The sequence below is a fragment of the Paenibacillus xylanivorans genome, from assembly GCF_001280595.1.
Taxonomy (GTDB): domain Bacteria; phylum Bacillota; class Bacilli; order Paenibacillales; family Paenibacillaceae; genus Paenibacillus; species Paenibacillus xylanivorans.
Genome location: NZ_LITU01000036.1, coordinates 73903 through 91032, shown reverse-complemented (window position 1 = coordinate 91032; position 17130 = coordinate 73903). Strand labels below are relative to the sequence as shown.

18 protein-coding genes are annotated in these 17130 nt (G+C 48.0%); 13 read left to right on the top strand and 5 right to left on the bottom strand.

The window, feature by feature from the left end:
- Positions 1-173 precede the first annotated feature (173 nt).
- From AMS66_RS04540 to AMS66_RS04525, 4 genes are all read left to right on the top strand, one after another.
- Positions 174-746, top strand: coding sequence for a GNAT family N-acetyltransferase (locus AMS66_RS04540; protein ID WP_053779660.1), 573 nt, complete (start codon positions 174-176; stop codon positions 744-746).
- A 95-nt stretch (positions 747-841) separates the two neighbouring features.
- Complete coding sequence (locus AMS66_RS04535; RefSeq protein ID WP_082350577.1) at positions 842-2350, top strand: MDR family MFS transporter; 1509 nt, start codon at positions 842-844, stop codon at positions 2348-2350.
- A 119-nt stretch (positions 2351-2469) separates the two neighbouring features.
- The gene (locus tag AMS66_RS04530; RefSeq protein ID WP_053779658.1) at positions 2470-2757 is read left to right on the top strand and encodes a hypothetical protein; all 288 of its coding nucleotides are present in this window, start codon (positions 2470-2472) and stop codon (positions 2755-2757) included.
- A 79-nt stretch (positions 2758-2836) separates the two neighbouring features.
- Positions 2837-3022, top strand: a complete 186-nt coding sequence (locus AMS66_RS04525) for a hypothetical protein (RefSeq protein ID WP_053779657.1) — start codon at positions 2837-2839, stop codon at positions 3020-3022.
- An 81-nt stretch (positions 3023-3103) separates the two neighbouring features.
- Here the strand turns inward: AMS66_RS04525 and AMS66_RS04520 are convergent, their stop codons facing one another.
- Complete coding sequence (locus tag AMS66_RS04520; RefSeq protein ID WP_053779656.1) at positions 3104-3565, bottom strand: MarR family winged helix-turn-helix transcriptional regulator; 462 nt, start codon at positions 3563-3565, stop codon at positions 3104-3106.
- Positions 3566-3899: 334 nt separating this feature from the next.
- On the opposite strand from AMS66_RS04520, the gene AMS66_RS04515 reads away from it, so the two are divergent.
- On the top strand, positions 3900-5234 hold the full coding sequence (locus tag AMS66_RS04515; RefSeq protein WP_236703183.1) for an MFS transporter: 1335 nt from the start codon (positions 3900-3902) through the stop codon (positions 5232-5234).
- 282 nt (positions 5235-5516) lie between these two features.
- Here AMS66_RS04515 and AMS66_RS04510 read toward each other — a convergent pair whose 3' ends face one another.
- On the bottom strand, positions 5517-5909 hold the full coding sequence (locus AMS66_RS04510) for a type II toxin-antitoxin system death-on-curing family toxin (RefSeq protein ID WP_053779654.1): 393 nt from the start codon (positions 5907-5909) through the stop codon (positions 5517-5519).
- A gap of 2 nt (positions 5910-5911) precedes the next feature.
- Complete coding sequence (locus tag AMS66_RS04505) at positions 5912-6205, bottom strand: AbrB/MazE/SpoVT family DNA-binding domain-containing protein (protein WP_053779653.1); 294 nt, start codon at positions 6203-6205, stop codon at positions 5912-5914.
- A gap of 205 nt (positions 6206-6410) precedes the next feature.
- Here AMS66_RS04505 and AMS66_RS04500 point away from each other — a divergent pair, with 205 nt between their 5' ends.
- The 3 genes from AMS66_RS04500 to AMS66_RS04490 all read left to right on the top strand — a co-directional run bounded on the left by AMS66_RS04500 (position 6411) and on the right by AMS66_RS04490 (position 8909).
- The gene (locus AMS66_RS04500; protein WP_053779652.1) at positions 6411-7142 is read left to right on the top strand and encodes an ABC transporter ATP-binding protein; all 732 of its coding nucleotides are present in this window, start codon (positions 6411-6413) and stop codon (positions 7140-7142) included.
- A gap of 18 nt (positions 7143-7160) precedes the next feature.
- Positions 7161-8411 (top strand): ABC transporter permease, encoded by a 1251-nt coding sequence (locus AMS66_RS04495; protein WP_053779651.1) that lies wholly within the window; start codon positions 7161-7163, stop codon positions 8409-8411.
- A 114-nt stretch (positions 8412-8525) separates the two neighbouring features.
- Positions 8526-8909, top strand: coding sequence for a hypothetical protein (locus AMS66_RS04490; protein WP_053779650.1), 384 nt, complete (start codon positions 8526-8528; stop codon positions 8907-8909).
- Between the two features lie 172 nt (positions 8910-9081).
- Here AMS66_RS04490 and AMS66_RS04485 read toward each other — a convergent pair whose 3' ends face one another.
- Positions 9082-10350 (bottom strand): BaiN/RdsA family NAD(P)/FAD-dependent oxidoreductase, encoded by a 1269-nt coding sequence (locus tag AMS66_RS04485; protein ID WP_053779649.1) that lies wholly within the window; start codon positions 10348-10350, stop codon positions 9082-9084.
- A gap of 196 nt (positions 10351-10546) precedes the next feature.
- Here AMS66_RS04485 and AMS66_RS04480 point away from each other — a divergent pair, with 196 nt between their 5' ends.
- The 3 genes from AMS66_RS04480 to nadE all read left to right on the top strand — a co-directional run bounded on the left by AMS66_RS04480 (position 10547) and on the right by nadE (position 13792).
- Complete coding sequence (locus AMS66_RS04480; protein ID WP_082350565.1) at positions 10547-12241, top strand: two-component system sensor histidine kinase NtrB; 1695 nt, start codon at positions 10547-10549, stop codon at positions 12239-12241.
- 169 nt (positions 12242-12410) lie between these two features.
- Positions 12411-12845 (top strand): BrxA/BrxB family bacilliredoxin, encoded by a 435-nt coding sequence (locus AMS66_RS04475; RefSeq protein WP_053779648.1) that lies wholly within the window; start codon positions 12411-12413, stop codon positions 12843-12845.
- Positions 12846-12982: 137 nt separating this feature from the next.
- Positions 12983-13792, top strand: a complete 810-nt coding sequence (gene nadE / locus AMS66_RS04470; protein ID WP_053779647.1) for an ammonia-dependent NAD(+) synthetase — start codon at positions 12983-12985, stop codon at positions 13790-13792.
- Positions 13793-13936: 144 nt separating this feature from the next.
- Here the strand turns inward: nadE and AMS66_RS04465 are convergent, their stop codons facing one another.
- Positions 13937-14752, bottom strand: a complete 816-nt coding sequence (locus AMS66_RS04465) for an alpha/beta hydrolase family protein (RefSeq protein ID WP_053779646.1) — start codon at positions 14750-14752, stop codon at positions 13937-13939.
- Between the two features lie 186 nt (positions 14753-14938).
- On the opposite strand from AMS66_RS04465, the gene acpS reads away from it, so the two are divergent.
- Both acpS and mutY read left to right on the top strand, forming a co-directional pair.
- Positions 14939-15352 (top strand): holo-ACP synthase, encoded by a 414-nt coding sequence (gene acpS / locus AMS66_RS04460; protein ID WP_053779645.1) that lies wholly within the window; start codon positions 14939-14941, stop codon positions 15350-15352.
- 68 nt (positions 15353-15420) lie between these two features.
- Positions 15421-16761, top strand: coding sequence for an A/G-specific adenine glycosylase (mutY, locus tag AMS66_RS04455; RefSeq protein WP_053779644.1), 1341 nt, complete (start codon positions 15421-15423; stop codon positions 16759-16761).
- The last annotated feature ends 369 nt before the right edge of the window (positions 16762-17130 follow it).

The window sequence follows — 17130 nt, the reverse complement described above, 5'->3', positions numbered from 1 at the left end:
AAATTTTATGCAAACTTGAGTTAATCCATACGTACAGCAAGACCGGGAGCGAAAGCGCCCGGTTTTTTGACGTGATTACGATGACTGAACAGTTGCCATTCCGTGCAGGTTATGGTTAGATGGCTATTGAATCTTATGGTCTGTGGAGATGGATCGGATCGGAGTGTCTTTTCATGTATAAATGCAAAGGGAGAATTCCCGAACTAGAGACAGGACGGCTGCGTCTGCGCAAAATGCGACGCCGGGATGCTGCCCAGATGTTCGCTTGCTGGTCAGACCGGGAGGTGACCCGTTATATGAATCTGGCGCCCATGATTGGGACAAGCGAGGCCGCGGATATGATTGGACTGCTGAACCATATGGCAGGAGAAGAGGAGGCGATTCGCTGGGGCATCGAACTGAAGGAAACGGGCCAGCTCATCGGAAGTTGTGGATACAACACATGGCAGCTTGAAGGCGCATTCCGGGGTGAGATCGGTTATGAACTGGGGCGCGATTACTGGCGTCACGGTTATATGACGGAAGTATTCTCGGTTATGCTGCCGTTTGGGTATGAGACAATGGGGCTCAATCGGATTGAAGCACTGGTTGATCCGCGTAATCTCGCGTCGGGAGAGTTTCTGACGAACCGCGGCTTCACGCGGGAAGGTCTGCTGCGTCAGGTGCAGCATACGTCTACCGGATATAAGGATATGGTGATGTATTCCTTGTTGTACGATGAGTTTTTGCGTAAGAGAGATAAATAAAAGGTTGTTCTGGCCCGAAGTGGGCTGTGTAAATCAATGTTCCAATTATATAGAGAATTGAAGAGAGAAGGGTTTGTGTGAATACAACCGGAGGTTTGAACCGCAGCTTCATCTTGGCGGGGTTGTTGTTGGCGACTTTTTTGTCGGCGATTGAAGGTACTGTCATTGGTCCGGCAGGGCCAACCATTGTCAGTGAGCTGGGAAGTGTACAGCTGTTGAGCTGGATTTTCACTGCTTATCTGTTAACGATGGCTGTGAGTACGCCGATTTTTGGCAAAATCAGTGATCTATACGGACGAAAGCCGGTATTCCTGATTGGCTGTGCCTTATTTTTAATGGGTTCACTCCTATGCTGCCTTTCGCAGAACATGGAGCAGCTGATTATTTATCGTGCGATCCAAGGGATTGGTGCAGGTGCGGTTGTGCCTGTTACGTTTACGATTATTGGTGATATTTATCGCCTTGAAGAACGAGGCAAAATACAGGGCTGGATCAGCTCCGTGTGGGGCATATCCTCTCTGGCGGGACCGCTGCTGGGCGGTTATTTCGTAGATAATCTGGGCTGGCAGTGGATCTTTGGATTCAATTTGCCGTTTGGACTGCTCGCGATGTGGTTTGTATTTCGTTATTTGAAAGAAGAAATGTCTCCGCGTACCGCGAAAATTGACTATGTGGGTGCGTTGACCTTTACCGTCGGTATCACAGCATTGCTCTTTGTATTGTCGGCGGGGGGACAGTATTACGCCTGGAGTTCTCCTGTTATTGTGGGATTAAGCATTGTGGCTATTTTGTTTATTATTTTATTTTTTGTGGTGGAAAAAAGAGCCCAGGCCCCGATGGTACCTCTCCATCTGTTCCGTATTCGGGACATCCGGGTGGCGAATATCGCCGGATTACTGACAAGTACCCTGATGATTGGCCTAACCAGTTATTTGCCACTTTGGGTGCAGGGGGTTCGGGGCGGTAATGCGACTGAATCGGGGTTGTTGCTTGCCCCAATGTCAGTCGGCTGGCTGATCGGCAGCGTTCTTGCGGGCCGCCTGTTATTGAAGATTGGATCACGCTTAACAGCGGTGATTGGATTAACCGGGATCGCCATTGGATCGGGAGGACTTTTCCTAGTCGGTGGAACATCACCCCAAGCCGTGCTGTTTATATTGACCTTTATTTACGGGCTCGGCTTTGGATTTGCTTTTACCATATTCACGATAATTTCGCAGTCGTCGGTCGGATATAAAGAGCGTGGATCGTCCACGGCGCTACATACCTTCATGCGTACGCTCGGACAAACCATTGGTGCAGCAGCTTTCGGCACTTGGTTAAATTACAGAATATCAACGTTGTCGAGCGAGCAGCATCTGGCGGAGGCGGGGATCTCGGATGGGGACCTGAATCAACTGCTTGCTCCGCATACGGAAGCTGCTCTGTCGGATGAAAAATGGTCACTTTTGCGTAACGTGCTAGAAGGAAGTCTGCACTCATTGTTCGTCATCATGTTTGTCATCGCTATTATCTCGTGGGTGACGACTCTGGCCTTGCGCAAACGGCTAATCGTTCCCGAAGATGCAGATGCTCCGCCGCAAGCACAAGCTTCAGGGAAGTAAACAAAGTAAAAAGAATAATTCTTGGATCAAGGCAGCTGTTTCTTGGCTGCTTTTTTGTTTATTATTTTCTAGAAGGGATTTTCTTGAATTTACAGTAATAGAATGGGAGGCGAGTTAAGATGAGAAAACAATCGCTGCAATCGTTCTGGATTGTGCCATTTTCAATCAAGCCACTGGCAGCCATTTTGACCTGTATTTCGCTTCCCCTGGTTGTCGAACTCATGGAATATGTTCCTTTGGCGGAACGAGCTGAACATACATATTACTATCCCTTCTGGTATACATTGATCATAAGCATTCTTATCAATGTGGCTGTTCTTCTGTTTCTGATCCTGCCTTTATCAATACGTAGTAATAACAACCTTTGTTTTTTTTGTTGTGGCAATCCGGTCTGGGATGGATATTGAATAGAGCCCGTAAGCAGGAGAAAACCAACACAGAATAATATTTTAAAAAATAGGTATCTCATTGGGAGTAGAGGTGAGGATGATGTTTCCCAATAATCTGAATTCGTCGAATGAAGATGAAGCCAAACGCAAGTACGAAGAGACTCAGAGGGAGGTTGAGGGGCACAGTCGCTCAGATCTGTCCAGATACGTTGTCGATTTGCTGATTGCAGGTGGATTGGTCGTCGCTGCCCTCACGGTGTTGATGTGGATTTTGTACCTTTGAATATCGAATAAAAATAACCGGTGCCGCCTATTTAGGCGAACCGGTTATTTTTAATTTGGATCAGGTGATATGAGGGTGGCCTTAGCCGTTTGCGGATAAACGGTCAGCGCCGAGTGCAAGCCTTTCCAACAGTTCAGCCAGTAATGTCTTATCATCCTCGCTCAGACCGCTGACAGCACGATCAATTTTGTGTGCATAGCCTGGGTAGATATCATCCATGGTACGCTGGCCTTCCTCGGTCAGTTCTACAAAAATGATGCGTCTATCCTGCGGACAGTGTTTTCGATGTAAAAGTCCTTTTTGCTCCAGCTTGTCAATGACATAAGTGACATTCCCACTTTGCAGCAGAAGCTGTGCACCAACTTGTTGAATGGGCTGTGCTCCTTTCATATATAACACTTCGAGCACCCCGTAAGCGGTAGGGTTGAAGCCATGCACTTTGCTTCCGGATACAGCGTGTTCATTCACGCTCTTAAATGTCTGGGCCAAGGTGCGGTACAGATGAAGAGAACGTTCGGTTCCGATTTCCTGTAATTCCAGCATGCTGATCCCGCCTTTTCAAGATTAGTTTGAAGTTGATAATAAACTGACATTTGACGATTCAGAGGGTCGCCATGTTTTTATTGTAAGCGTCTGATTGTGTGAAAAACATGCGATATGTCACAAGATTTGCATTTTTAGCAATTAAAATTTAATCATTTTTTTGTTTTGTCCGCGTATATAGAGAATCCATAATAAGTATTTTCATTTTCAAATAGTTTCTGGAAAAATCATCCTGAAGACACCGTTTCTTCTCCGTCTCTGGCAGGAGGTGGGAGCGCATCCTGCTCTCTATAATGAATTCATATCATGAATGGGTTGAGGGCGGAGGAGAAGAATGATGACAATTGGATTAACGATGCAGGAACGAAGACCCCTGAAGCACAATCGGTCATTCATAACGTTAATGGCTGCGCAGGCCATCTCCAATCTGGGAGACTGGCTGCATCTGCTGGCGATCCTTACACTGGTGGGCATACGCTGGAATGCAACGCCGTGGGAGATTACGTTTACCACGCTTTGTGCAGCATTGCCTGTCTTGCTTACGGGTCCATTTGCAGGGGCGCTGGCGGACCGGGTCAATCGGAAGTGGCTGATGATCGTTGCCGATGGTGCGCGAATTGTGATCGTTGGCGGGCTCATTTTTGCCGATCAAATGTGGCATGTGTATGTATTGCTTATTCTCAAATCGTTGTTCGATGTGGTATTCTCCCCGGCCAAGAACGGCAAGCTTAAGGAGATTGTACCGCAGGAGCAGTTGGGTCAGGCAGTATCCATCAGCTCGGTGATCGAACAGATGTCCAAAATTATCGGTCCGGCACTTGGCGGGCTGTTGGTTGCTGCTTTTGGGATCACCTGGTGTTTCGCATTGGATTCCGTGTCCTTTCTGATCTCCGGCATTATTTTGCTATGGATTCCTGGAGCACGGGTGATCCAATCTGCGAATCAGAACGTAGAACAAGTAAGGGAAGAGACGACAGGTGCTGCTCAAGCAGGTAAAAAAGCTACGTTTTTGAAAGATACAATGGAGGGCATCCGCATGCTTGCATCTCTTCCTCATGTGGGTACTTCTCTAATCCTGCTTGCTTCAGCTCTTTTGTTTCTGCAATTTGCGGATTCCCAGACAGTAGTCCTGTTCAGACAGCTTCCCGGTATTTCAAGTGATCTGCTCGGATGGTGCGTCGCGGCTAGCGGTGTTGGAACGTTAATTGCAGCGATGAGTGTTCAGAAGTGGAAAAAGGCGGGGCATGTAATCAAGATGGGGCTTGGAACATCATTGATGGGTCTTGTTATTGGTGCAGTAGGAATGATCGTAGGAGTATGGCCGCATGCCGGGCTTGGCGCTAATTTGCTGCTGATATCGTTATTTGCCTTGGCAGGTGTGGGTGTTGGGTTTGCCATTGTTCCGTTCCAAATTCTACTTCAGGAGCAAACACCTGAATCCATGACGGGTCGTGTGTTTGGCACGGTTGGAAGTATCATGACGGCCAGTAACATCATGGGTCCAGTGGTAGGTGGATTTCTGGTCACCTCATTCGGAGTTATTCCGGCTTTTGTCTGTTCAGGCATTTTGCTGACGTTGCTGGGCGTGATTTATGTAGTGATTCGCAGGCAAAAAAAGAACGATATGGACGGGAGTCTTGCAGCAAAATCCGTGATTACAGGTGAGTGAAATGACTTTGCAAATGATCTCATTTCAGAGGTGGGAAATGGGAGACTACTTGGCTGGATTTTCATTTAAAATTTAAACTTTTTGAATGAAAAACGTTTGAGTAAACGTCTTCACGTTTAAATGAGGAACATGCAGAGCGCTGGGTCTGAACGTAAGTGCAGATGCAGAAAGCGAAACTTCAACTGTGGTGGAGTCAACTCGGTAATATGAGATTTTCACTTTAATATTAAGAAGCAGGGGCCCCGGACCCCCTGCTTTTTTACGTTTTTATAAAATTATGAGCTACCGCACTACTGAATGGTTCTTTAATATATTTGCGATGCTTTCAAATGAGTGCTTGCCTTCTGCAACATTGACCATGAACTCCACTGCATATTGACGTTCCATTTGGAGATGGTAACCATTCAACATCAAAAACGATTTGGTTACGAGATAAGCTGTCCGTTTGTTCCCATTATGAAAGCAGTGATTTTTAACTAAGGACTCTAATAAAGCACTAGCTTTATCGAATAAAGAAGGATAGGCATCTTCTCCAAACAAAGTTTGTTGGGGTCTATTTACGGCAGAGTCTAACAAAGGATAGTTCTTCACTCCAGCTTGTGCTGTATCATTCATCCTCTTCATTATAAAATAATGAGCGGCTACCACTTCTTCTATTGAAAGGAATATGATCATGATTAACGATCCCTTAAATCTTTGAGAATACCCTCATCCTCTTCGAAAACATCAAAAAAAGCTTCCAGTACTTCAGGTCTTACATTTTCAGGTATTTTCACCTGTCTAACTTTTTTGAGTATAATCTCACCTTGACTGTTCTCAATAAATTCAATCTCATCACCTTGTGACACATCGAGCTTATCAATCAAAACCTTTGGCAGGCTGACGCCTAAGCTATTCCCCATTTTACCTATCTTACGAGATAAAATTTTCTTCTTAAAATTGTCCTCTTTCATTTGGGCCCCACCATTCATAGTATGTTCCTCCTATAGTATGATCCAACTTAAGAAATGAATACGTAAGTAAGTATAAATGTTAGTACGTTATAACATTATAACATGAATTGCAAATGTAAAATCATTATACAAAAGCTCAAAATGATCAAACAAATCCTCACGAACTCGATTACAATAACAATAAAGAAACGAACAAGCACCTGACAGGCAGGGAGTGAATGGTATGGAAAACGAAAACAAAGATACACCCGCACAGGAGTCCATATTGGACGTACATATTACGGAAGCAGGATATGAGGCGGGGCAATCCACGATACGGAACATCCGAATACACGTGGCGCCAGGGGAACTGGTGGGTATTATCGGACCCAATGGGGCTGGCAAAAGTACGACCATCAAAACATTGCTTGGTCTGCTTGAGCATGCAAAGTATGAAGTAACCATTGGGGGAGACGGACGCTATGCCTATATCCCGGAACAACCTGTTTTTTACGAATATATGACCCTGTGGGAGCATCTCGACCTGGCCGCGGCCGCCTATGAGATGGAGGAAGATGTCTTTGTCGCCAGGGCGGAGGAGCTATTGGTTCGTTTCGGTATGGACCACGTTCGTAATGATCTCCCGGCCAGTTTCTCCAAGGGCATGCGGCAGAAAATGATGTTGATGATCGGCTTCCTGTCCTCGCCGGATGTATATATTGTGGACGAGCCTTTCATCGGACTGGATCCGCGAGCAACCAAGGATTTTCTGAAATTGCTGGACGATGAGCGCCGCCGTGGTGCAGGTGTACTTATGTCAACGCATGTACTGGATACCGCGGAGCGAATCTGTGATCGTTTTATTCTCATCCACGCCGGGCGATCCGCTGCCGAAGGAACGCTGGATGAAATCCGTGCAGCCGCAGATTTGCCGGACGCCTCGTTATTCGATTGTTTTGATACACTGACATCCTAACCGGGAAGGGGAGAAGAGATGGAGGCCTTTCAAGCATACACACCACTTGGTTTATATAGACGCAGGCGCAAAGAGCACTTCAATGAACAGTTGAAAAACCTGAAACTGGTAGTAGATTGGACGGTATGGGTATACCTGCTTGTTCCGGGTCTGTTGTATCTTAGCGGATGGTATGTGAGCTTATGGTCCAAACCGCTGCCCTCATGGGCGACCGGATTAACGCTGCCTACACTGACAGGGCTAATAGATATCGTTATGCTTACAGGTGGAATTCTTATATTTGTGGAGGAAGCGGATGTGTTATTCCTGAAGTCGAGGTCGCTGTGGATGCGTACCTTGATGAGACAGGGGATCTACCGGGCTTGTTTGCAGCATCTGGGCAAAATGATTGCAATTACCACGTTGACCGCCCCACTATGGTCCCGTGTGTATGACATGTCATTTATCCATATCGCGCTAATAGCGATTTGGTTTGGCGCAGTAGCTTCATTACAGGCCATTGTGCTCCATATGACCAAAGTGCGTTATACCGGGTGGAGACGCTGGCTTCGCATGATTCCTTTTGCAATTGCAATGGGCATCATCACGATTGGGGCAACGTTTTGGATGCATGGACAGATGTGGACACTGCTTGCAGGCATCGTGGCCGCAATCCTTCTTCTAATTATGGTTGGTCGAATGAGACTGGAGATGAAGGGAACCTTTGAGGGCGATGTGAGAGAGGACTTACGGGAAAGGTTGAAGTTTACAGCACTTTTACTAAGTAGATCCATCACCAAGCCGAAAGCTCCGCGTACACGGACGATGATCTTTCGCAAACCGCGCAAGCTGCTGCGTCATCGTTCCATCTCTAATCGCACAGCAGAGACGGCATTCAAGGCATTCTTTCGTAATTCATCGACCATGAAATTGTACTTGCAGCTTGGTGGCCTATCTATCGCTGCTGTAGCTCTGCCGCCTTTTCCGGTCAATGTGATTGTGTGTGGCTTGTTAATTATCATGCTGAGTGTGCTCTTTTATCGTTCATGGGATGTATTTGCAACCTCCGAATACGTTCAACTCGTATCCTACGATACCGAGGCTTTGAATCATGCTGCGACGGCCATGGTCCGAATGTTATTCGTTCCGATCGGAAGTCTAATGGGGTTTTCACTGGGGGCAGCCTGGCTGGGCTGGCTCGAAGGTATCGTTACAGCTGCGGCTGTGGTGGCATTTGGACTGTTCGTCCTGTCTATAACAGGCTGGGTTCGTTACATCCGATCTGCTTAAATGATATTCTTCCTTGTGCAGTAGCATATCAGATGAAGTAACTGACCATGCTATAGGAGACGGATCTTATCATTTTGAAGGTAAGGGATCAGCTCTCGCAAGGAGGAAAAAATTATGATGGATGATAGCGAACTTCAGGTGCACTTCGCAGATCATGCAGCGTTGCTCGCTGCGCTGGCAACTTTGGAGGAACTGGGGTATAAACCATATCAGTCAGGACCGCTCGAATTGTACATTCCTACAGATCGTCAGGATACGCAGTCCGCTGTGGAAATCGTACAGTCACACGGAGGTAGTGCCGTATTTCTTTCCGAAACAGATGGATTGGATCAGTTTCAGAATATATCCATTCCGGCTCATCTCGTGAATGAAGATTGGTATGAAGGTTATGCGAGTGGAAGCCAAGGGAGCAATCCCGAACAGGGGATGCATAACCGGGATGATGATCCGACATTCGATGATTCAGTCGATGGATTTTCGGGCAGTGTGAAGGCGTAATTACAACATGGGCAACGATGCTGCTTGCCTTGTTGATTACAGTGATTCTGAATCGGCATAGATTTCAAAAAAACCTCGGAATCCCCACCGATAGCGGGATTTCGAGGTTTTTTCATGCTCTTATTTATGAGATGTGGCCCCTAAACCTGTCCATGAACATCCTATTTTCAAGTCATGAGCGAGCGTTTTTATACTCTGCAGCATGCATGCCAGCCGTGTACCCCGTAGAGAAGGCAGCAGTAATATTATAGCCACCCGTGTAGCCATGAATATCCAAAACTTCACCGCAAAAGAATAGTCCCGGCAGCAGCTTGGATTCCATTGTTTTTGGGTATATCTCCTTTAAGTGGATTCCCCCGCCAGTAACAAAGGCCTCTTTGAGAGAACGTGTCCCGTCTGCGCGGAAGGTAAAAGCCTTCATCAGCCCCACTAACGTAGTTAACATCCCTTTGGGGAAATGGTGGAACGTGAGATCTTCGCTGATCTCGGCACGCTTCATCATCAATGGAATCATGCGTTCAGGAACCCATGTCTTGAGTATGTTTTTGACGGCCTTTCGGGATTCCTGCTCCAGCACCTGCTGAACCTGGGCTTCCAGAGCACCGGCGGACAGATCCGGGAACAGATCAATACTCATCGTGACCTGTGGCTGTCCAGATTTCATCTGTACCTTGCGAATAAACTGACTGCAACGAAGGGCAATCGGCCCGGATACGCCAAAATGGGTGAAGATCATATCTCCGCGATGGGAGATAACCGATTTGCCTTTGGCATCCAGAACAGATAACCCCACATTCCGCAAGGACAAGCCTTGCAATTCTTTGGATTGAATCCAGCTTTCACCAGACACAATCGGCACTTCCGTTGGATATAGCTCCGTAATCGTATGTCCAGCCGCTTCAGCCCAAGGATAGCCATCCCCGGTTGAGCCGGTTTGGGGGACTGATTTGCCTCCGGTAGCGATAATAACAGAGCGTGCAAGTACCGTTGTGCCAGAAGCCAACTTCACCCCCTGCACGTGTTGACCGTTCTGAATCAATTCCTTAACCGGCTGTTTGGTGCGAATCTCTACCCCAAGGGAAATGATTTTGCCTACCAACGCATCGACCACCGTTTTGGCTTTATCGGTTACCGGGAACATTCTCCCGTTGTCCTCCTCTTTCAGGGCAATACCGAGATTTTCAAAAAAACGCATAATTCCCTGATTGTCCAGATTCTGAAATGAACTATATAAAAAGCGTCCATTGCCCGGAATATGCCGGATCAGTTCATCCGTCTCCTTGGCATTGGTCACATTGCAGCGACCGCCACCAGAGATCCCGAGTTTGCGGCCGAGTTGATCTCCTTTATCCAGCAGAAGCACGGAGGCTCCATGCTCGGCAGCAGCAACACAGGCCATAAGGCCCGCAGATCCACCACCAATTACAATGACATCATACATGCGTTATTACCCTCTTTTTTCATTGATTTTGTCTGTTTTCCGAAAACGCTGTCTACTCCTGCCTGTTTATGAAACAATACAAATGTATTAGCAGTTCTATTATGCTGTCTTAAGGGATATATTGTAATATACTGTCGCCTATGTTTTAATCAGAAATACATAAGGGAATGTGCAGGCAGAGGAGGGAGATGGCATTGTGGTTGCGTTGAAGGACATTCTTTTACAAATACTGCTTGCAGGAGCTGCGGTATTCCTGATTCCATTATTGCACTTGGGGCTCTCCAGGCAAGCGGTCGCCAAGGCAGGATATCACAGGATGATACTGACCAGTTTTGCCGCGACCAGTGTGGTGAGCATGTTACTGTGTCTGCTATTTGCTCACTATGGGAGCTCAGTATCAGTTCCCATCTCCTTGGGCATTGTGCCCCTGACGCTCGTCATATTGTATTGCAGGCCTGGCGTAGGCCTAACGCTGTCTCTTCTCCAGATACTCTTCTATTTTCTCTTTGCGCATCCCTATAATCTGTACGGATTTCTACTTCAAACGGGCATTCTTCTCTATCCTATTGTATGGTTGTCAGCCAAACGATTCAAGCATTATACACGTTCACGCAAAATGGGAACAGTTATCGCCTTGATAACGGCAGAGCTGGTTGTGGCCAGTGTACTATATATCCCATCCATGGAAAGTCATTCAACATTCTCAATAGTACATTGGGTATTGCCAGCTCTGGGATACACGATCGGTGCAATCCTTGCCGGAAGTCTTAGTATGCTCTGGATTGAACAGATGCAGCATCACCGGGGGCTTGAGCAGCATTTGTCCGAAGTTCATCACAGATACATAGCCGAAACGGAAAAGCTTAACCAAATTCTGAATGCCGTTCCTTTATCCATAGCGACTGTAGATAAGGAGGGGACCGTGCAGTTCGTCAATGATACCATGGAGCAAACAGCGCGGGATCAACTGCCCTGCACAACAACACCGGATTTGATTGGGCAACCTGCGAGCCAGTTTGTCGAACAAGCTCAGGCAGACAAGATGGAGAGCAGTATTCGCAAAGCCATTGTTCATGGTGAAGTGAGTGGGCTGACGGTGCGTTACGGTTCAAACGTGTTCCAGTCCCGGACGGTTCCCATCTACGCGTTATCAGCAGAACTGCCAAGAGAAGCTATAGGAGCAATGTTGATCATTCAGGATATCACTGAGCTTGAAATGCTGCGAAGCGAGCTCGATAATGTGGATCGCCTCAGTCTTGTCGGACAAATGGCTGCAAGTATTACCCATGAGGTAAGAAATCCGATGGCGGTTGTGCGTGGTTTTCTTCAATTAATGCAGGAAAAGAGTCCGGAGTCCCTGGATCACTATTACCGGATCGTTCTGGAAGAGCTTGATCGGGCAAACAGCATTATTAATGATTTTCTATCATTGGCGCAGAATCGAATTGCAGAGAAAGAAGAATCCCAGCTGCATGATATCATCCATGAACTAAGTCCTTTGTTATGGGCGGATGCCAATTTGCGAGGTCAGAGTATTGAATTTATTCTGGCGCACAATGTGCCCAAGCTGCATCTGAATTCAAAGGAAATCAAACAAGTGGTACTTAATCTGGCTCGCAACGGGATGGAAGCCATGAATGAAAAAGGAGTACTTACATTGGAGACCCGGTTGGTGGGTGACACTGTGGAGCTGTGTGTACGAGATACAGGCCCGGGTATACCTAGAGGGAAACAGGAGAAGCTGTTCGAACCTTTTTTTACGACCAAGGCCAAAGGAACCGGACTCGGATTATCCATGTGTCTTAGCATTGTTGAACGGCATAACGGAACCATTACCGTGGAGTCAGAGGAAGGTCAGGGTACAACTTTCAAGGTTGCATTTCAACGCTGAACTTCAAGCATGTTTTGCCAAGGAATGAGACATAATATTGAAGGAGAAGCCTTTCCGCAGGCGGTCTTTGAACCTTGCTTTCATTGATTAGGGATGTATAATAGGAATAGCACAAAAGCATTTAATTTTTTAAAATAATAGAACTCACACGTTTAAGGAGTGAAACCGAATGTCTATGTCATTTGATCAATACATGAAAGATATGGTTCAACCGATGCGGGATGATTTGACTCGTTTGGGAATTCAGGAGTTGCGTACACCAGAAGAAGTTGAAGCAAGTTTGCCGGATGCCAAAGGAACCGCTCTGGTTGTTATTAACTCGGTTTGCGGATGTGCCGCAGGTCAATGCCGTCCAGGCGTATCCCAGGCACTTCAGCACGATATTACACCAGACCATCTGTACACGGTATTTGCTGGTCAGGACAAGGAAGCTACAGCGAAGGCACGTGAATACTTTGCACCGTATCCTCCATCTTCACCTTCCATCGCTCTGATGAAGGACGGAGAACTCGTTCACTTTATTGAGCGTCATCAAGTGGAAGATCGTTCTGCAGAGGAAATTGCGGCTGAGCTCACAAGTGTGTTTGACCGTTACTGCCGTTAATTAGCTCAAGCAACGCCCCGCCTTTCGGATGACCGATGCCGGGGCGTTTCATTTTGAGCGAATGAGGTTATTGAACCATTCGGACCTTTCAAAATGGACATCAAATTTCATTAATTTAGAAACGGGGTGTGTGAACGATGAGTTTGCAACAACAGATCATCGCTGAATTGAAGGTTAAACCAAGCATTAATGAAGAAGAGGAAGTACGCAAGCGCGTTGACTTTCTCAAGACGTATGTGAAAAATGCCAATTCCAAAGGATTGCTAATTGCAATCAGTGGCGGGATTGATAGTGCTGTAGCTACGGCGCTTTGCAAAAAAGCGACGGACGAGCTTACTGCCGAGAACAATAAGGAATACAAAACGCTGGGTGTATTCCAGCCTTACGGTGAGCAATCAGACATTGACCATAGCTATGCTGTGGCAAAAGCTTATGATCTGAAACATGTCGTGGAAACAAACATCGAAGATGCAGTTAACGAGATCGCACTCGAAGTGGAGCAAGGTTTCAAATCCATGGGTAGCCCGCGTCATATGACTCACCAAGGCAAAGGGAACGTGAAGGCGAGAACCCGTATGGTGATGCAATATGCTCTCTCCTTTGAGGAGAATCTGTTGGTTGTCGGAACAGACCATGCTTCTGAAGCCATCACGGGTTTCTACACCAAATGGGGTGACGGCGCCGTAGATATTACACCACTGAGCACTCTGAACAAACGTCAGGTACGTCAGCTGGCTGCGTATTTGAACGTGCCACAGGCCATTTTGGACAAGGCTCCATCAGCAGGACTTTGGGAAGGCCAAACCGATGAAGATGAACTGGGCATTTCGTATGAAGCGAACAGTGACTATCTGGAGGGCAAACAGATCGATCCGGCTGCACAGGAGCGTCTTGAAGCATTTTACACGCGTACACATCACAAGCGTAATGCCATTCCTGGCATCTAATATGGATTGCAGGCACGCCATTCGATGGAGAATGCAAAGCATCTGAACAGCAAAGAGTCACTGCATAAGGCAGCGACTCTTTTTGTTATGCTGATTATTTTATTTGCATAAAGAACACGAGAGCTAGACGAGAAGTAGACAGGACTAGTTACTCCAAATTTCGATCTGGCGAAGCGTTTCGGTGATCGCCTGCTCAAGCTGCGGTGTCGATTCTATGAATGGATGCACAGTATTAAACGTATGGTTTCCTCCAGGGATCTGGTGCCACGGGATATCTGGACGAGCCTGAACCAGTGCGGCCGAGCCGTCACGCAGCCGTTTGCCATCCTCTGTTCCTTGAATAAGTGCTACGCGTAGAGGTGAGGAAGCCAAGCGATTAATAATGGCGTAACGGTCCTTATGCTTGTCCAGGTCTTCCAGGATGGATACGTCCAGAGGCATCTGCTGGCCTGTTCGGCCGTTAGTGACATGGCTGCGGCCATGTGTGCGCATTTCTTCTTTTTGCTCCGGGGTAAAGAGATCCAGGTTGGTTACGCCATTCCAGGACACTACACCTGCAATTTGCTCGGGATGATCCAGTGCGTACACGAGGCTTACGCCTGCACCACGACTATGTCCAAGTAGAAATACCGGCAGTCCGTTAAGCTCTGGCTGTGTGGACACATAGTCAAACAGCGTTGCCAAGTCGGCAAGCTCCCGGTTGTACGTATTGACTGCAAACTTTTCAAGTTCAGAAAATTGCTCCAGATCTTCTCCAACACCATTGTGAGAGAAATTGAAGGTCAGGACGTGATGCTTCTCGCTTAGCTGCGATGCAGCGTAGGGGAACATGCCCCAGTCTTTGAAGCCTTTGTAACCGTGAGCCAGGATAATGATTCCTTGAGCGGGTTGCCGTGCAGTGAATATATTTCCGCGAATGACGGCATCTCCGCCAGCAGGCAGTTCAAATGCTGTGGACATATCTTATTCCTCCTATAGTTTCATCTATTCCTGATTCATATTTTAACATAAATGGTAATGTGGACGAAGGTACTCGCATCCGCACGCGCCTCCTGCTACAATAGAATACGTGTTCGGATAAGTTACGGATCAGATGACCGAATGGAGATCGTTTACAGCATAAAAGGTTAAGCGGGTGAAGCGTTGATGATATATGGCATTGGCAACGACGTGTTGGAGATTGGACGCATGCGCAAGCTGTTGTCCAGTCGTCATGCGGAAGCGTTTATGAAGCGAATTTTAACGCATGCAGAGCGGGAGATTGCGGATCATCGGGGAAAGCGGATGGTCGAATTTGTATCCGGCCGTTTCGCAGCGAAGGAAGCGGTGTCCAAGGCGTTTGGCTGTGGCATTGGAAGCATGATGAGTTTTACCGACATTGAAGTGCTGCCTGATGCGAAAGGGCGTCCCGTTGCCACACTATCTGCTGCAGCATGGGAACGCCTGCAACTGCCATACGGCAAACAGTATGACATTCATTTGAGCATTACGCACCAGACAGAGCTGGCTGCGGCCTTTGCTATTGTAGAGCAGATGGGGAAGACGTTACCTGGATCTTAACAGTAACAATGTGGGCAACGTGTGAAGGACATAAGCATGTAAGCGCGGTAACAGGAGAGGACGGGAATATGGGTTTATTGGAACAGAAACGACATTTCAGCGTGAATTTGCTGGATTGGTATATGGTCAACAGACGGGATTTGCCGTGGCGTCGCCACAATAATCCATATTTTACGTGGGTATCGGAAATTATGCTGCAACAGACTCGGGTGGATACGGTGATCCCGTATTTCAACCGTTTTATCGGGAATTTTCCGACCGTACAGGCTCTGGCTGAAGCACCGGAAGAAGAAGTTTTGAAAAATTGGGAGGGACTCGGATATTATTCGCGTGCCCGCAATCTTCAGGCGGCTGCCAGACAAGTCATGGAACTGCACGGCGGGGAGATGCCGCAGGACAAGCAGGCGGTCTTTGCGTTAAAAGGCGTGGGCCCGTATACAGCCGGGGCCATTCTCAGCATTGCCTTCAACCAGTCGCAGCCAGCGGTGGATGGCAATGTGATGCGGGTCCTGTCCCGATACTTCCTCATTGATGAGGACATTATGAAGGGCAGCACCCGGGTATTGATGGAAGAGCTCGCGGGAGAGCTCATTCCGGAAGGGAGGGCGCGTGATTTCAATCAGGCGCTGATGGAACTTGGCGCGCTGGTGTGCACGCCCAAAGCGCCGCACTGCCTGACTTGCCCGGTGATGGAGCACTGTTCCGGCCGCATCGCCGGACGTGAGCTCACGCTGCCGGTCAAGACCAAGGCGAAGCCGCCGCGCCCTGAACAGCGGCTGGTCGCCATTGTGGAGGGCCGCGGTGCTCATCGCGGCCGAGTGCTTGTGCGCCAGCGCCCAGCGACGGGCCTATTGGCCCGCATGTGGGAGCTGCCGCATGTGCTGGCGGCGCCCGCCGCAGCCGGCAAGGCGGCGGGGCCGCTGGCCGATGAGCCAGCCATGGCTTTGCTGGCCGGCAGTCTGTGGGCGGAAGGCTTCGCTGCCCGCCCGGAAGGGCTGGCTACCCATGCGGAGCATGTGTTCAGCCATATTGTCTGGAGCCTGCAGGTGTACAAGTGCACCGAGCAGGACCAGAGTAACGAGCTTCCGCTGATCGCCGCGGAAGCCAGAGCCGCCTACGACGCACAGGCGTCTGCCAAGGAAATCACTGCGCCAGCCCAAGCATCGGAGCCAGGTATCACCGATGCAGCCAACATCTTAGGCTCGCTTGATGAGCAGGGCGAGCCGTTGTCAGTATTTGCCGCAAGTAGCTCGGCGCATGATGTAGCGACAGGCAAGGGAGATGGTCTGACCTATCGCTGGATCGGTCCGGAAGATATGGACAAGATGGCATTTCCGAACATCTTCCTGAAGCTGATCACCAGTTATTTTGCCGGCTCATACGAGCAACAGAGTGAAGAACTGAATTAAACCTGATATATGCATCTTAATAAATGAGTGCAAAACCAGCCTGATGAAGCAGAGCTTGTGCCTGCGCCTGAAAGAAGCTGTCTCTCCCATGAACGCCAAAAAGACGGTTAATTGGAAAGGGCACCTAACTCACAGCGCTAACGAATCCTACAGACTCTATAACGCAGATAACGTAGGGTTTGAAGTTTTAACGAACCTGACCGACGTTATTCAAGTATAAAACGGTGGAAACAGTATAATAGTGCACATCCTTATGAAATAGCGTCTCTATAGTTCGTTACATCTCCAGTCTGTGGAATTTATAGCTAATAGGGCTTCCGCGGTTCGTTAGATCGTTCAAGTGCGAAGTGGTGTAACCCCGTCCTTACG

What these genes read in the sequence shown, in the direction of transcription:
- AMS66_RS04465 (WP_053779646.1), bottom strand. Translation starts at nt 14,752, where the DNA reads ATGTCCACAGCATTTGAACTGCCTGCTGGCGGAGATGCCGTCATTCGC.
- AMS66_RS04540 (WP_053779660.1), top strand. Translation starts at nt 174, where the DNA reads ATGTATAAATGCAAAGGGAGAATTCCCGAACTAGAGACAGGACGGCTG.
- AMS66_RS04485 (WP_053779649.1), bottom strand. Translation starts at nt 10,350, where the DNA reads ATGTATGATGTCATTGTAATTGGTGGTGGATCTGCGGGCCTTATGGCC.
- acpS (WP_053779645.1), top strand. Translation starts at nt 14,939, where the DNA reads ATGATATATGGCATTGGCAACGACGTGTTGGAGATTGGACGCATGCGC.
- AMS66_RS04475 (WP_053779648.1), top strand. Translation starts at nt 12,411, where the DNA reads ATGTCTATGTCATTTGATCAATACATGAAAGATATGGTTCAACCGATG.
- AMS66_RS04530 (WP_053779658.1), top strand. Translation starts at nt 2,470, where the DNA reads ATGAGAAAACAATCGCTGCAATCGTTCTGGATTGTGCCATTTTCAATC.
- AMS66_RS04515 (WP_236703183.1), top strand. Translation starts at nt 3,900, where the DNA reads ATGATGACAATTGGATTAACGATGCAGGAACGAAGACCCCTGAAGCAC.
- AMS66_RS04500 (WP_053779652.1), top strand. Translation starts at nt 6,411, where the DNA reads ATGGAAAACGAAAACAAAGATACACCCGCACAGGAGTCCATATTGGAC.
- AMS66_RS04510 (WP_053779654.1), bottom strand. Translation starts at nt 5,909, where the DNA reads ATGATCATATTCCTTTCAATAGAAGAAGTGGTAGCCGCTCATTATTTT.
- AMS66_RS04495 (WP_053779651.1), top strand. Translation starts at nt 7,161, where the DNA reads ATGGAGGCCTTTCAAGCATACACACCACTTGGTTTATATAGACGCAGG.
- nadE (WP_053779647.1), top strand. Translation starts at nt 12,983, where the DNA reads ATGAGTTTGCAACAACAGATCATCGCTGAATTGAAGGTTAAACCAAGC.
- mutY (WP_053779644.1), top strand. Translation starts at nt 15,421, where the DNA reads ATGGGTTTATTGGAACAGAAACGACATTTCAGCGTGAATTTGCTGGAT.
- AMS66_RS04520 (WP_053779656.1), bottom strand. Translation starts at nt 3,565, where the DNA reads ATGCTGGAATTACAGGAAATCGGAACCGAACGTTCTCTTCATCTGTAC.
- AMS66_RS04490 (WP_053779650.1), top strand. Translation starts at nt 8,526, where the DNA reads ATGATGGATGATAGCGAACTTCAGGTGCACTTCGCAGATCATGCAGCG.
- AMS66_RS04505 (WP_053779653.1), bottom strand. Translation starts at nt 6,205, where the DNA reads ATGAATGGTGGGGCCCAAATGAAAGAGGACAATTTTAAGAAGAAAATT.
- AMS66_RS04525 (WP_053779657.1), top strand. Translation starts at nt 2,837, where the DNA reads ATGATGTTTCCCAATAATCTGAATTCGTCGAATGAAGATGAAGCCAAA.